The sequence below is a fragment of the Nonomuraea sp. NPDC049141 genome (assembly GCF_040648415.1).
Lineage (GTDB): Bacteria > Actinomycetota > Actinomycetes > Streptosporangiales > Streptosporangiaceae > Nonomuraea.
In genome coordinates, this window is sequence record NZ_JBEZDR010000025.1 from 46,092 (window position 1) to 59,955 (window position 13,864).

Genomic DNA, 13,864 nt, shown 5'->3' on the forward strand with positions numbered 1-13,864 from the left:
TGCGAAGCGGCAGCCAACTGCACGGCCGGCTTCTCGCTGGCTTCAGAGCTGAGCGCCCCTGGCATAGCCGAGGCTGGCCGGAAATGAGTGGCGCAGCGTCACTCGGCGGGAGTTCACTGGTGCGACTGTTCACAAAGGGAGTCTTTTCAGTGATCGCAATTTCAGCCGCTTCCGGTGCACTCGGCCGCCTCGTCATCAGCCATTTGCGTACCCGGGCGGAGGTGGTAGCCGTGGTGCGTGATCCCGAACGGGCTCCCGAAGGCGTTCCAATACGGCGCGGTGACTACGACGACCCGGCAAGTTTGCGTGAGGCCTTCGACGGGGCCGGCCGTCTCTTTCTGATCTCCTCCCCGGAACTGGATTCCGCCCGCAGGATCAGGCAGCACCTGGCCGCCGTGGCCGCCGCCAAAGACGTCGGCGTCGGTGTCATCGTCTTCACCAGCTTCCTGGGAGCCGGTGGCGTCGCCACCGGCATGACTGAGGCCTATCACGCCACCGAACAGGCCATCCTTGACAGCGGTCTGCCGCACACACTGTTGCGCCATCCCTTCTACAGCGACGCGTTCGTCCCGCAAATCTCCGGCGGAGAAATCACCAGCAGCACCGGAGGCCGCAGCCTGAACACGGCGTTCCGGTCGGACTTAGCCGAGGCGGCAGCGAACGTGCTGACGGGTGAGGGGCACTTGGGCCAGGCCTACGACTTCACCGGGCCTCTGTGGAGCTATCCCGAGGTAGCCAAGGCGCTGGGAGTGACCTACCGCGAGGTGCCGGACGCCGGCCCAGGCCCCATGAGCTGGCTCTCTGCCCAGGTGCGCGCGGGCGCGTTGGAACAGCAGACCCCTGATCTGGAGCGAGTGCTCGGAAGGCCCGCCGAAACGGTCATCTCTTATGTCCTGGACCGTCATTCGCCGCAGGTTCTCTAACGACGAAGGCTCTGATGCCGTGTGACCGACCCGCGTACTGACACGAGCCCGGCAAGATCAAAGTCCAAGCACCGAATCCACCGGTCTACCTGGGCTTCCATACGTGGAGCGGGTGACGGGAATCGAACCCGCGCTGTCAGCTTGGGAACCGGCTACTGTCCTGAGCGGGGAGAACGGGGGTCCTGGTCAGACCGCGACGAGTGGCCATGAGTGGCCCTGAATGACCTTGACCTGCCGTCCGCCTGGCACGCATCTGGCACGAGGATCAGCTCTCCGACCTGGGATTGAAGCGCACTGCGCACCCCGCCCGCCTCGGCCCTATTAGGACCCGCCGACCTTGAGCACTTCCCCATCCCTTAGCTGGAGATCCACTCCAGAGGCGATTGTCGACTCGGCACTACAGGCCCTCGGGCGACGCGTGCGTGTAGCGGTTGAGCGTGGTCGAGGTCGACGAGGCGGGTGTCCGGCCTGGCCTTGCCCGGATCACTGCCATACCCGCGATATACCGCCCCTCGCTAGCGTTGGCCGTGTCAACAACCCGCATGTGACGGGCGTTTCTTGCTGCCCAACCGGCAGCATCCAAAATCGCCGCGATGTCCCAAGGAGAACGATGGATTCCCGTGTCATTATCCAAGCAGCAGCTGTGGCGGCAGCTGTGCTCACCATGACTGTCGCCACACCAGCCGCCGCCGAACGGCAATCGGGATCGTCGCAGCTGTCCGGTAAGGTCTCGTTCCCGGAAATTAAGCACGTGCAGAGCGGTAAGTGCCTCGCTGCGAGCGTCTCCCTAGGTGTCAAACTTCGAGACTGCAACGGAACCGACTACCAGAGGTGGTACACGGAGTCGACGATGAATGGTGTGACCATCGTTCACGTGCAGAGCCGCAAGTGCCTCGACGGGAGCGTCGAGAAGGGCATCAGACTCGTCGACTGCAGGGGAAACTTGTACCAGCGGTGGTACACGTACGATTCGGGCGCTGTTCCGAATCTGCAGAACGGTAAGTGCCTCGCCGCGAGCGTCTCTCTAGGCGTCAAACTCAGAGACTGCAACGGAACCAACTACCAGAAGTGGTCCTGACTAGGGTCATGTGGATCAGTGCGGGCGTGCGCGGGCCGCGCGGCGGCGCGGAGCGCCGCCCTTGACGTCGGCCAAGGCATATCGCCTACTGCGTGGCGTCCTCAACACCGCCGTTGAGGGCGAGCTGAGCAAGAAGGATCCGCGCAAGATCAGGAATGCTGGGGTGGAGCGACCGGAGGAACGGCCCGTGCTGACCGTGCCCAGGTGTTCGCGCTTGCTTCAGCCGTGCCGCCTCGCTTCCGCGCCCTGGTGCTCCTCGCCACTTTCGGCAGTCCGAGGTGGGTTGAGCCGACGGCTCTGCGGCGGCACACCCTTGACCTCGACGCGCGGAGGGTCAGGATCGAGGAATCGGTCTCCGAGATGAAGACGGGCGAGCTCGTGACGGGACGCCCCAAGACCGATGCGGGCGTGCGGGTCGTGTCGCTGCCGGAGGTCATCATCAGCGACCTGGCGTGGGCACCTTCGGCGCTTCAGCCAGGCCAAACCTGATGGCCTGGCCTTCGCCGGCGAGCACGGCGCTCACCTCCGACGTAGCGCCTTCACGAAGATCTGGGCCAAGGCGATCAAGAAGGCGAACGTCCCGGCAATTCACGTCCACGATCTTCGTCATACCGGTAACACGCTCGCCACGATGACCAGCGCGTCGCAAGGCACAACCAGATCAAAGCCCAGGCTTCGGACACCATTTCCGACCTGGGCTTTCGTCGTAAGAGCGGGTGACGGGAATCGAACCCGCGCTGTCAGCTTGGGAAGTCTTTCAAGATCATGGGTTCTGAGCTGGGGAAACGCTGACCTGGGCATATGCCGGTCGAGAGACCGTGAGTCCCCGTGACTCCCCGCTGATCGCTCTACGAACGGGCACGCAACGGGCACGCAACGAGTGTGCCGCAGCCAAGTCTGAAGCCCCTGTCGCCATGTGGTCGGAGTGCGAGACACAGCACGAACAGTCCTGCCCTTAGGTGCTGACCTACGTGGGGCTTGTCTCAACTCGACGCTCAACGAAATGATCGGGCCGTCCCCGCAGTCATCCGTGATCTCCTGAGACCGAGGTCCCTCATGGCCATGTCGTCCCATGCCTGCCCACGCCGAAGGCGAGCACGCTTAGTTCGTAGAAATTTCGCAATTCTTCTTACCGCTTCCCTGCTCATGTCGGGGTGCGGATATACAACATCGCAGGTTGATCCGGCGGTCCTTGATGAGGTGCGCAGCGTCGGAAAGGTAATAGGCGAGTCGACCTCTGAAGGAATCTGGGAAGATACGAACGATATCATCACTATGTTTGTGATCGATGCCGGCGGCAAGAGCGGCCCCGAGTCGGTCAACAGGGCCATCGATCTTTTGGGTAGACGCGGCTGGAAAATATTGCGCACCAACCTGCCGACTTCGGTAACGATGGAGTCACCAAAGTGGGGAAGTGATCAGCTGGTTGTGCGCCCATTTGACCCTGTCGAAGTGGAAAATGAACCTGAGATTCAGGAGGAGATTAGGAAGAAATCAGCCAAGCCTGCAGCCCTTGTGGTTGTGTGGGCATGGGAAGGCGCTTGAAAGGGCTGAGTGTGACGACCTCGAAGGGTTCTAGGAGCAGCTGCATTGTCGCTTGGTACAGCGGAGGGGCAGTGCCGCGCGGTCAGCTTGGGAATTGCAGGGATCATTGGCATGGGAGCAGGGGTTGCCTGATCAGCGCCGTTCTCGGGCCGGTCGTGAGTGACCGTGGTTGACCCCTCGTCACCCTGGCTAATGGCACGCTAATGGCACGGCGATCAGAGGCCTGAGCTCTGCTTCTCGACGGACTCGGCGATCGTGCGGAGTCTGTGGATCTCGTTGAAGATCTCCTGGTCGGACAGTACCGAGATGATCGTCAATCCTTGCGGGCCTGGTTCCCTATGGAACTTGCCCAGGGTGTAGCAGAGTGCCGCGCGCAGTTCACCAAGCTCTCGTTGGATCGCGTCTTGCTGGACTCTGCGCGTCGCCAACTCGACGCCCGTGGGTGTATGGCTTCCTGCCTGGCCTTCGTCGGTAGTGGTGATGTCTTCGACCAGCACGTACTCATCGCCAGGGCGGACGTCGATCACTACGGGAGTGTCGTGGGGTAGACCTTCGAGGTAGTTGAGGAGCTGCCGTACGGTGAGCATGACGGTAGGGTTTCTGGGATGTGCGCACCTGCGCAAGCCTCCGCCCGACTGATCATCCCGTCTGCCGTCGACCCGCCCGAAGGGGAAGCGGGCCAGGGCCACGGGGACAAGGTGGAGCCCCCAACTGGAGGAACGACCTTGGCCCCGTGGCCCTGGCCTGCTCGGCTTGTCCCGGGTCGATGGCGGGCGGGATGATCAGGCTTCCACCCCAGCCACTTACGGACTCACCCCCGGCACGGCGATCATCCCGGAGCCAGAGTGCCCCCGCCGGAGGCCCATTGTCGGAGCTGCTCGCTACAGTCGCCGCCATGGATCGCGTTTTCAGCGCCCTTGAGCAGCTCATCGCCGTTGTCCCTCCCCCTCCCGTTCCGGCCTTCGGGACCGATGAGTGGAATGACGTGTTTTCCGACTTCGGGCTTCGGCTTCCTGCTGACTATGTGGCTTTCATCGAACGCTACGGACGCTGCGAGTTCGCCCGATGGCTCAGCGTCCATGATCCCCGAGCCTTGCCGAAGGAATATCGCGTACAGGCGGCGCACTGGGGTGACGATTACAGGGATCTCCGTGAGGATTTTCCCGAATACCATCCGTTGGCTATGTGGCCGGAACCGGGTGGGTTTTTTCCCTGGGGAAGCACCATTGACGGCGATGAGATCGGCTGGCTGACGATTGGGGAGCCAGAAGAGTGGCCATGCATCGTGGTCCCGCGCCATGCAGATCAGGAGCCACCGATCCAGGAGACCATGACGGAGTGGCTCGTTGGATGGGCGTCCGGGACGAGATTCGACGGCAGCGGGTTCGCCGAAGGAGCCGAAAGCCATCCGTTGGAGTGTCGGATATGGACCTGACCTTCACCAACGTGTAAGGACTGGCGACCTTGCATAGAGCGCGGCCCGAGCCGTCGGCGGCCGGGACCGGCCCCCAGGCCGCACGCCCGGCCGCCGAGCGGCAGGAGGGCCGCGAGGCGGCGCGCAGCGCCGCCCTTGATACCTATGAGAACAATTCGGCAGTGTGAGCGGCGTGACCGACTGCATAGAGGTTCATGTGACAGTGGATAGCCGTGCGCTGGCGGACCAGATGTGTTCGGCAGTTGTGGGGCGTCGGCTGGCTGCGACGGCTCAGGTGGTGGCGCCAATCGTCTCGACCTATTGGTGGGGCGGTGAGGTGCAGCGAGCCGACGAGTGGCTGTTGCTGATGAAGACGACCATGGAGCGTTTCGAGGACTTGGCCGCCTACGTTCAGGAGTTGCACTCCTACGAAGTCCCCGAGATCGTCGCCGTTCCGCTGGTGGCAGGGACGGCGGACTATCTGGAGTGGATCAGGCGGGAGACGAGCCCAGAGTCCGGCGTGTAGAGGTGAGGTCGCCGAGTAGTTCGCGGGCGGCCTGGTCCTTCTGGGCGGCAAGGGTCTTCTCGATGGCGGCGAGGTGCTGGAGGGCCCAGGTTGACTCGCTGCGCTGCGCCGACTCCAGAGCTCGGCGAGCGTAGGTGAGTCCCTCGGTGATGTCGCCGAGTTGGAACTGTGCTTGGGCTACGTCGGTGTAGATGACGACTGCTCGCTTGGGGTGGGCGTCTTGGGCGATGGAGCTGAGGGCGGTCTGGCCGGCGTCGATGACGCGGCGCTCGTCGCCGAGTCGAACGTAGGTGGAGAGCTGGAAGGCGGCCATGCGACCCGGGTCAAGGAAACGGGTCCAGGCGCGTTCGCGGTGAGGCCTTGCGCCGCTGTACGTCTCCTCGGCCTGGTGCAGCAGTTGAACGGCGTGACGGTCACCGAGAGCGGCCAGTTCTTCGGCTTCTCGGCTGAGCAGCCATGCTCGCGTCGCGTCGTCGCCCTGGGCGGGAATGAACTGCTGCGCCTGCCGTACCAACTGCAAGGCGGCGTTTCCCTCGACGGCGTAAGACTTGTAGGCGTAGGTGCATGCCTGGATGACGGGATGCCCGCTCTCCTTAGCGGCCAGCGCCGACACGCGGTCGAACGAGGCGGATTGGGCAGGCTGTTTGAGGTCCCATGCGAGCCAGGAGGCGAGGGTGGCAGCTTCCCCCGCGGTGGCAGCCAGGCGGCGGCGGAAGCGGTCAGGCGGGCTGTTCTGCAGGAGGTTGCTGAGCTCGTTGATGTGACTGGTCAAGCCCTGGTAGATGGACCGGGCAGGGAGCGTGTACTCCAAGCGGTGGAAGCCGATGGTACGAGCTTCGAGGCGCTCGACGGTGTCCTCGTCGAGAGCCTGCGGTCCACTCAGAGCCCGGGTCAGGCGCTCCCACGGGTCAGCGATGGAAGCTGCGGCTTCGGCGGTCATGCCTGCGGCGAGGATGAGCATGGTTCGACGGTCCACGTGTGCGTCCAGCCTTCCGACTATCCAGGCCAGCGTGAGCACATCTACGTCTTGAGGGGCGTCCTGCTGACGCGGGCCGACGACAACTTGTTCCACGCTAGGCAGCGCACTTGTTGGTGTCCCATCCCCCGCCAGGATGGGTGTACGCGGAACCGGGACGCCGGTGACGACATGCGGCGCCAAGCCGAGACTCATCCGAGCGGCGTCGGGCATATGCAGACCGTCGGCGACGCGCTCGAAGACGTCCAGTGAGGTGACCTGGACACTGCCCTTCATGATTTCGCTGACTTTGCCCTGGCTGAGGCCGACCGCGACGCCCATGCGGGTCTGACTCACCCCGGCGAACTGGCGGACAAGCCGGAAGAGATGGCCGATGTCGCGATTTCGGAGTGCGTGGAGCATTTCGGGGCGTTGCCAGAGGTCAGCCGGTATGGCGACCGGTTGGGCCGCTTCTGCGGGCATCTGCCGTTTCCCCTTGCGTCCTTGGACTGCCGGTAACTACACGCTCACGGCTCGGAGTCATCCCGTCAAGGGATACCGCACATCTGGCCTGAGGATCACGGCTCGGGATGGGACCGATAACCGCAGCTGAAGACCCTTGATCCATGAACGCCAACGATGAGCCGACGAGTGAGAGGTGCCGGGCCTGCCGCGCGAAGGGCTGGCGCTGGGTGCGCAAGAGCCGTGCCAACAGTGAGTGCCGCATTGACGGCGTGGCTGTCGCCCCGGTGAAGGTCACCTGCTTTGAATGCTCGGGCGTTGGCAGGAGGAGGGCCGCGTAATGGAGATCATCATGGACTGCGTCAGCCCGCACGTCACCGCTCCGAAGCGGGACGTCCACAGGCTGGACTGGCTGCCCGCATGGTCTAGCGGGCGAGTCCGAGTGATCGCCTGGACTTGTTACTGCCGCGACACCGCCTATGAGCTCTGCTACGCCAGCGGCGGGGCGTTCATCCGGCGCACGACCACGCAGGCGGCCAGGGCGGAAGTCCGCGAGACCTACCCGTTGGCACTCGACGAGGCGGGCGAGATGTGGGTGTCGCTGCTGTCTGGCCGAGTGCTCTGAGCGGGCGTGGCGGCGTGGTTCTTCCCAGGGGGCCGCGCCGTCATGCCGTGGTTATGCCTTCCTGGCCGAGAAGGGGGTCCGCATAGGCAGCATGGACTGCTAGCCTGCTTGGCTAGACAGGCATGCTGAATGTGAGGCTCTGATGTCGTTTGAATACACGCCTCCGAAGTACGCGCAACTGATCGCGGAGTTGGAGCGGCGCATCGACTCGGGCGAGTACCCGCCCGGCTCCCTGCTGCCCAGCGAACACACGTTAATGGCCGAATTCGGGATGGCTCGCCCCACCGTCGTCAAAGCCCTCGGAGTCCTGCGCGATCAAGGCTGGATAGCCACCCACCAAGGCAAGGGCCGCTTCGTACGCGGCCGCCCGACCATGCCCACCAACCAGCAAGCCCGGCCAGGACGGGAACTGCTGGACCGGCGCGAGGTCCAGGTCTCCAACCGCCTCCTCGCCGCCGATCAGGTGGAGGCGCCGAACCGCATCGCGGCCTACCTCGGCATCAAGCCACAGTCACCCGTCGTCTTGCGTCGCTCGCTTGTCCAGCATGACAACGAGCCGACCGAGATCTCTTCGACGTGGGTACCGGTGGAGGTGGCTGACGGTACGCCGCTGACCGAGTCGGCCGACCTCACCCAGGGCATACGCCGCTACGTGGAGTCAACAGCCGGCATCACGCTCGATCACATCATCGAGCACATCACCGCTCGTAACCCCACCAAAGAGGAGTCGAAGCTCCTTGAAGTGAAGGGCTCGGACGCACTCCTGGCCGTCTACGCGGTGGCGTGCGATGCCACCGGCAAGCCCTGGGTCGTCGTCGAATCCGTACTACCCGGGGATCGTCACGAGCTGGAAGACGCTTACCCAATCCGGTAGCGGCAAACTTTACCCACGAAGCCCACTTGGCCTACTTGACTGGCCAAGTGGGCTTCGTGCTTAATAGAGCTACAACTTGGCCAGTCAAGATGGCTGACCAGCTAAGAGGAGTCAGAACATGGCTATTCAAGGACCCATCCCCGTCTCGTTCGCCCAGGTCTTCCCGCACGGCTGCTACGCCGTCGGCGAGGTCGAGCCGGTCAAGGACTTCGAAGCATCCACCAACGGACGCTTCGTCCAGTCCCGCGACAAGAACACCGGCGAACCCGTCTGGCAGATCCCCGTCATGGACGCCGACCCGTCGCTCAAGGCGGCACAGAAGACCGTGGCGGTCAAGATCCTCAGCGCGGTCCAGCCGGTTGCCCCGGCACCCGTCGCCGGACTGCCGATCACACCCGTCGAGTTCGACGGTTTGACCATCACGCCCTACGTCAACGGCGCGGGACGCCTCGCCTACTCGATCAAGGCGCGACAGATGCTCGCACCCCGCACCAACGTCAAGCCCACCGGCAAGGAGGCCGCAGCATGAACGGCTACAGCTACACCACCATCCACATCCACGCGAACGAGCAGCCCCACATCGGGGTGTCGATCTACCCCGACGCGCTGGCCGACGTCGAGTACTACCCCGCCAAGGGCAGCGACGCCCAAGCCTTCATCCGCATCGGCTACGGAGCCGCTCAGGTCTCCATCGGAACGTCCAGCAACACCCAGATCACTGACGAGCACCTGCGGTTCGCCTACCAGTTGCTCACCGCCGCGTCCGGCTACCTGGCCGACTGCGAGCGCCTGCACGCCGAGCAGAACACGGCGGCGGCCTGACACATAAGCGGGGCCGCTGGAACTGGTCCTTCCGGCGGCCCCTCATCTCCCCTGACGCGAATCATGAGAGGAGTTCAGCCTAGTGTTCAAGAAACTGCCTGGCGACGAGGCGCGCAACCTCGTCACCACCACGCCGGACACTGCGATCGTCTTCCGCCCGGCCGTCGTCACCACGCCCGCCATCCTCACCATTATCATCTTCGCCGGACGGCTCCTCACTGGACTCGTCCGGCTCCTCTGGCGCCATCCCGTCGCGGTGACCGTGACCGTCCTTCCCGGGGTCATCTGGGCCCTGTACGGCTGGCAGCTCGCCGCCTCCGTCGTTGGCCTCCTCGGCCTGGCTCTTGCCGCCTGGGCCTGCCTCGATCGGGTCACCTTCGCCCGACTGGTCGGCTGGCGGCTGCTGGCCTGGTGGCGGCTCATCTGGGTCTACCGGCGACACTGGCAACCCATCATGGTCGTCTCCGGCCTCGGCAAGCACCTCCGGGGCCGCGACTACCTGCCCCGGCTCGTTCGCCTCGATTGCGACGGCTGGTCCGACCGGATCACCGTCCGCATGCTCAAAGGCCAGCCGGTCAAGGACTGGACCGACCGCATCGACCACCTGGCCCAGGGCTTCGGCTCCCAGTCCTGCCGCGTCGCCCTGTCGAAAGCCGGACGCCTCGTCCTCACCTTCCCCCGACACGATCCGCTCGCCGTCCCTATCCCGGCGCTACCCATCCCGGACACGGCAACGGTCGGACCGGTCGAGATCGGCAAGCAAGAGGACGGACGACCGCTGCGACTCAAGGTGCACGGCACACACGTCCTCATCGCGGGAGCCACCGGGGCAGGCAAGGGCTCCTTCCTGTGGTCCACCATCCGCGCCCTCCTCCCCGCCGTACGAGCGGGCCTGGTCGAGCTGTGGGCGCTGGATCCCAAGCTGATGGAGCTGTCCTACGGCCGCGCCCTGTTCGGCACCCGCTACGCCGCCGATCCCGCCGACTGTGCTGACCTGCTCGACGAGGTCGTCTCCGTCATGCAGAAGCGTGCCGCTCGCTTCGCCGGAGTCCAGCGTTCACATACGCCGACCGTCGACGACCCGTTCGTCCTGGTGCTCGTCGACGAAGTGGCCTTCCTGACCGCCTACCAGTCCGACAAGCACCTACGGCAACGCATCTCCGCAGCCCTGGCCGCGCTCACCACCCAGGGCCGCGCCGTCGGCATCGGCGTCATGGCCGCCCTCCAAGACCCACGCAAGGAGGTCATGAACATCCGGAATCTGTTCCCCGACAAGATCGCCCTTCGACTCGACGAGTCCGAACAGGTGGACATGGTCCTTGGCGACGGCGCACGAGATCGCGGCGCACTCGCCGACCACATCTCACCGATTCCCGAGCTCGGAGCAGGGATCGCGTACGTCCGGCTTGAGACCTCTCCCGATCCGGTACGCGTACGCGCGGCCTACGTGTCCGACACCGACATCCGCGCCATGGCTGACGAGTTCGGCGGTGAGGGCCGATGACACTCGCCCACTTCCTCGATGGCCTGCGGTGCTCCACCTGCGGCGCCCTCAACACGCTCTGGCTCGACACCGTTCGCGCCTTCACCACTTGCCGAGAGTGCCGCCAGACGGCGCTCAACGTCACCGACGTCGCCGACGAGAGGAGGACCGTGTGACCAACCCGAACGACCGCGCCCTCCCCCGAGCGGTACGGCTGGCGATGCCCATGGCACGGGACGTCGTCGTGGAAGTCGCCAAGCGCTACGGGGTGTGCATCCAGCCCATCCCCCTCAAGCGCCTCGACCTGACCACCGGCACGACAGAGATCATCGACGTGCCGTGCGGCGCGACGCTCGACAGCAAGTGCCCACCCTGCGCCAAGCGCAACCGGCACCTGCGCATGGCCCAATGCCGCGAGGGCTGGCACCTCGACACCGAACCCGCCATCACGCCTCACGAGGCCACCGACGATCAGGGCTGGCTGGTGGAGTTCCGCGCCGACATCCAAGCGGCGCGAGACCACGCCGACGCCTCCGGCCAGGACACCGCCGACCTGGACGCGGCCATCGTCGGCATCGACGAGGAGATCAACCAGGCGGGCATGCGCGGGAACGTGCTCGGCCGTACGACAGGCAAGCGCAGCCGCTCCACCAAACGCCGCCAGGACGCACCCGACCTGCCCAAGCGCAAGATGACGAACACAACCCTTGGCCGGACCTTCACCAGCAACGACGGCAAGACCTACCGGCCTTCGCTGTTCGCCACCCTCACCCTGCCGAGCTACGGCAAGGTCCGCGACGGCGTCCCCGTCGATCCCGACAACTACGACTACGCCCGCGCCGCCCGAGACGCCCTGCACTTCTCCAAGCTCGTCGATCGCTTCGTGCAGAACCTTCGCCGCGTGGCGGGCTACGACGTCCAGTACTTCGCTTCGGTAGAGCCACAGAAGCGGCTCGCGCCTCATCTCCACATGGCCCTCCGCGGGACCTTGCCCCGCACCGAGATGAAGCAGATCGCCGCCGCCACCTACCACCAGGTGTGGTGGCCTCCGGTTGATCAGGTCGTGTTCGACGGCGAACACCTACCGCTCTGGCACCAAGGCGCCGGCTACCTCGACCCGGCAACCGGCGAGCTCCTGCCCACCTGGGAACAGGCCCTCGACCAGGACAACGACGCCGAACCACAGCACGTCATCCGCTTCGGCACACAGATCGACGTCCAAGGCGTCCTCGCAGGCACCCCTGACGCCGACCAGTGCATCCGCTACCTGTCCAAGTACCTCACCAAGTCACTCGGCGACGCCCTCGACACCGACGACCAGGCCCGGCGCGACCACGCCGCCCGGATGGTCGAGGCCCTGCGCTTCGAGCCCTGCTCACCGACCTGCCCCAACTGGCTCCGCTACGGCATCCAGCCCAAGAACGCCAAGCCCGGCATGACGCCCGGACGCTGCAAGGGCAAGGCCCACAAGCCCGAACACCTCGGCTACGCCGGACGCCGCGTCCTGGTCTCCCGTAAGTGGTCGAACAAGACCCTGGCCGAACACAAGCAGGACCGCCGCACCTGGGTCCTGGAAGCCCTCGGCGTCGCAGACGAGCCCACCGACCCACACCGCTACGTCTGGCAACCCATCCCGACCGGCGACGCCAACGTGCCGCCGCTGGCCGTACGCCTCCTCCGATCCGTCCACGAACGCCAACGCTGGCGAGCCCACATGGACCAACTCCAAGCCCAAGCAGACGGACAAGATCTTTCGGCAACCGAAGGGAGAGCAGCGTGACCAACTCATCCAAGCGAGCGGCTGACCGCCTCCTGTCGGTGGCCCAGGTCGCCGAACGGCTCGGCACCAGCGAGCGGTTCCCCCGGCGGCTCATCGAAGAACGCCGGATCACCTTCGTCCGCCTTGGGCGCAAGGTTCGCATCCCCGAATCCGCGCTCAACGACTTCATCGCGGCGGGACTCGTCCACCCCATCACCACCCATACATGGAGCGCGGCATGAGTAAGCGTCGATTCGGGCGCGTTCGGAAACTCCCCTCGGGGCGATTCCAGGCCAGATATCCGGGGTCTGACGGCGTCGACCGCACCGCGTCGCACACCTTCGCGACCAAGAAGGAAGCCGAGATCTGGCTGACCAAGAAGGAGGCCGAGCTTCTGGCCGGCGACTGGCTGAACCCGGACCTCGGCAAGGTCAGCTTCAAGGAGTACGGCGCGGCGTGGATAGACGAGCGTCCGGGCCTGCGTCCCAAGACCGTCCAGCTCTACGAGGGACTTTTTCGCATTCACCTCGTCCCGACTTTCGGCAACTGCGCCATGAGCGAGGTCAAGGTCGCTCACATCCGGAAGTGGCGCAAGCAACTCCTGGACGGCGGGGTTGGACCGATCACCGTGGCCAAGGCGTACCGGCTCCTGAAGGCCATCTTCAACACGGCTGTGGAGGATGGGTTGATCAAGGCCAACCCCTGCACGATCAAGAAGGCAGGTAAGGAAGACTCACCCGAGCGGCCCGTACTGACCATGAAGCAAGTCTTCACCCTGGCCGGTGCCATCGAACCGCGGTTCCGCATGCTGATCCTGCTGGCGACCTTCGCCAGCCTGCGGTGGGGTGAACTGGCCGCGCTCCAGCGGAAGAACCTCGACCTGGAGGCGGGGACGATCCGCATCGCCGGGACCACAACCGAGCTCAAGGATGGCTCGGTGACCATCGGGCCGCCCAAGTCGGAAGCGGGCAAGCGTCTCGTCAGCATCCCGGCGACGCTGCTGCCCGATCTGCGAGCGCACATGGAGACGTACGCCGAGAAGGGCGAGCACGGACACGTCTTCGTCGGCCCCAAGGGTGCCAAGCTCCGGCGCGCGAACTTCACCCGCGTCTGGACGGCGGCGCTCAAGAAGGCGATGCTCAGCGGATTCCACTTTCATGATCTCCGTCACACCGGAAACACCCTCGCCGCCCAGTCCGGCGCGACTCTCCGAGACCTCATGACCCGCATGGGCCACTCGTCCACCCGAGCCGCGTTGATCTACCAGCACACCGCGATGGAGCGTGATCGGGCCATCGCCGACGCTCTCGGCAAGCTCGCCGAGGAAGCCCTGAAAAACCAAGATCAAGACGGATCGGGCACGTAACGGGCACGGAAGATCGAAAGCCACCTCAGAAA

Annotated in this window: 18 protein-coding genes and 1 pseudogene; 16 read left to right on the forward strand and 3 right to left on the reverse strand. The window is 65.0% G+C overall.

Annotated elements, in window-relative coordinates; translation table 11 throughout:
• Positions 1 to 149 precede the first annotated feature (149 nt).
• The 4 genes from AB0B91_RS50535 (at position 150) to AB0B91_RS50550 (ending at position 3,546) form a co-directional block, all read left to right on the forward strand.
• Positions 150 to 923 carry an NAD(P)H-binding protein gene (locus AB0B91_RS50535; protein ID WP_358337338.1) on the forward strand — a complete coding sequence of 258 codons (774 nt, stop codon included), beginning with the start codon at positions 150 to 152 and terminating at the stop codon, positions 921 to 923.
• 610 nt (positions 924 to 1,533) lie between these two features.
• Positions 1,534 to 2,001 carry an RICIN domain-containing protein gene (locus AB0B91_RS50540; RefSeq protein WP_358337341.1) on the forward strand — a complete coding sequence of 156 codons (468 nt, stop codon included), beginning with the start codon at positions 1,534 to 1,536 and terminating at the stop codon, positions 1,999 to 2,001.
• A gap of 204 nt (positions 2,002 to 2,205) precedes the next feature.
• Entirely contained in the window at positions 2,206 to 2,490 is a 285-nt protein-coding gene (locus AB0B91_RS50545) for a hypothetical protein (RefSeq protein WP_358337343.1), read from the forward strand.
• 711 nt (positions 2,491 to 3,201) lie between these two features.
• Entirely contained in the window at positions 3,202 to 3,546 is a 345-nt protein-coding gene (locus tag AB0B91_RS50550) for a hypothetical protein (RefSeq protein ID WP_358337346.1), read from the forward strand.
• Positions 3,547 to 3,761: 215 nt separating this feature from the next.
• Here AB0B91_RS50550 and AB0B91_RS50555 read toward each other — a convergent pair whose 3' ends face one another.
• Positions 3,762 to 4,133: a hypothetical protein gene (locus tag AB0B91_RS50555; RefSeq protein WP_358337349.1), complete on the reverse strand. Its 372-nt coding sequence runs from the start codon at positions 4,131 to 4,133 to the stop codon at positions 3,762 to 3,764.
• Between the two features lie 308 nt (positions 4,134 to 4,441).
• Between AB0B91_RS50555 and AB0B91_RS50560 the strand changes: the two genes are divergently transcribed.
• The 3 genes from AB0B91_RS50560 to cutA all read left to right on the forward strand — a co-directional run bounded on the left by AB0B91_RS50560 (position 4,442) and on the right by cutA (position 5,486).
• Complete coding sequence (locus AB0B91_RS50560; protein ID WP_358337351.1) at positions 4,442 to 4,981, forward strand: SMI1/KNR4 family protein; 540 nt, start codon at positions 4,442 to 4,444, stop codon at positions 4,979 to 4,981.
• A 29-nt stretch (positions 4,982 to 5,010) separates the two neighbouring features.
• On the forward strand, positions 5,011 to 5,148 hold the full coding sequence (locus tag AB0B91_RS50565; RefSeq protein WP_358337353.1) for a hypothetical protein: 138 nt from the start codon (positions 5,011 to 5,013) through the stop codon (positions 5,146 to 5,148).
• 62 nt (positions 5,149 to 5,210) lie between these two features.
• A complete protein-coding gene (gene cutA, locus AB0B91_RS50570; protein WP_358337812.1) occupies positions 5,211 to 5,486 on the forward strand; it encodes a divalent-cation tolerance protein CutA in 276 nt (91 codons plus the stop codon).
• Here cutA and AB0B91_RS50575 read toward each other — a convergent pair.
• Positions 5,452 to 6,462: an XRE family transcriptional regulator gene (locus AB0B91_RS50575; protein ID WP_358337828.1), complete on the reverse strand. Its 1,011-nt coding sequence runs from the start codon at positions 6,460 to 6,462 to the stop codon at positions 5,452 to 5,454. The genes cutA and AB0B91_RS50575 overlap by 35 nt on opposite strands.
• Positions 6,463 to 6,669: 207 nt before the next feature.
• Positions 6,670 to 6,924 (reverse strand): annotated as a pseudogene (locus AB0B91_RS50580) (helix-turn-helix transcriptional regulator); the annotation flags it as partial.
• A 319-nt stretch (positions 6,925 to 7,243) separates the two neighbouring features.
• On the opposite strand from AB0B91_RS50580, the gene AB0B91_RS50585 reads away from it, so the two are divergent.
• From AB0B91_RS50585 to AB0B91_RS50625, 9 genes are all read left to right on the forward strand, one after another.
• Complete coding sequence (locus AB0B91_RS50585) at positions 7,244 to 7,528, forward strand: hypothetical protein (RefSeq protein WP_358337356.1); 285 nt, start codon at positions 7,244 to 7,246, stop codon at positions 7,526 to 7,528.
• 142 nt (positions 7,529 to 7,670) lie between these two features.
• On the forward strand, positions 7,671 to 8,402 hold the full coding sequence (locus AB0B91_RS50590; protein ID WP_358337359.1) for a GntR family transcriptional regulator: 732 nt from the start codon (positions 7,671 to 7,673) through the stop codon (positions 8,400 to 8,402).
• A 118-nt stretch (positions 8,403 to 8,520) separates the two neighbouring features.
• Positions 8,521 to 8,931, forward strand: a complete 411-nt coding sequence (locus tag AB0B91_RS50595; RefSeq protein ID WP_358337362.1) for a plasmid replication, integration and excision activator — start codon at positions 8,521 to 8,523, stop codon at positions 8,929 to 8,931.
• Positions 8,928 to 9,224 carry a hypothetical protein gene (locus AB0B91_RS50600; RefSeq protein ID WP_358337364.1) on the forward strand — a complete coding sequence of 99 codons (297 nt, stop codon included), beginning with the start codon at positions 8,928 to 8,930 and terminating at the stop codon, positions 9,222 to 9,224. The genes AB0B91_RS50595 and AB0B91_RS50600 overlap by 4 nt, the downstream gene beginning before the upstream one ends.
• Positions 9,225 to 9,306: 82 nt before the next feature.
• Positions 9,307 to 10,728 carry an FtsK/SpoIIIE domain-containing protein gene (locus tag AB0B91_RS50605; RefSeq protein WP_358337367.1) on the forward strand — a complete coding sequence of 474 codons (1,422 nt, stop codon included), beginning with the start codon at positions 9,307 to 9,309 and terminating at the stop codon, positions 10,726 to 10,728.
• The gene (locus AB0B91_RS50610) at positions 10,725 to 10,883 is read left to right on the forward strand and encodes a hypothetical protein (protein ID WP_358337370.1); all 159 of its coding nucleotides are present in this window, start codon (positions 10,725 to 10,727) and stop codon (positions 10,881 to 10,883) included. The genes AB0B91_RS50605 and AB0B91_RS50610 overlap by 4 nt, the downstream gene beginning before the upstream one ends.
• Positions 10,880 to 12,487, forward strand: coding sequence for a replication initiator (locus AB0B91_RS50615; protein WP_358337373.1), 1,608 nt, complete (start codon positions 10,880 to 10,882; stop codon positions 12,485 to 12,487). Before AB0B91_RS50610 ends, AB0B91_RS50615 begins: the two co-directional genes overlap by 4 nt.
• Positions 12,484 to 12,708: a helix-turn-helix domain-containing protein gene (locus AB0B91_RS50620; RefSeq protein ID WP_358337376.1), complete on the forward strand. Its 225-nt coding sequence runs from the start codon at positions 12,484 to 12,486 to the stop codon at positions 12,706 to 12,708. The genes AB0B91_RS50615 and AB0B91_RS50620 overlap by 4 nt, the downstream gene beginning before the upstream one ends.
• Positions 12,705 to 13,832, forward strand: coding sequence for a tyrosine-type recombinase/integrase (locus AB0B91_RS50625; RefSeq protein ID WP_358337379.1), 1,128 nt, complete (start codon positions 12,705 to 12,707; stop codon positions 13,830 to 13,832). Before AB0B91_RS50620 ends, AB0B91_RS50625 begins: the two co-directional genes overlap by 4 nt.
• The last annotated feature ends 32 nt before the right edge of the window (positions 13,833 to 13,864 follow it).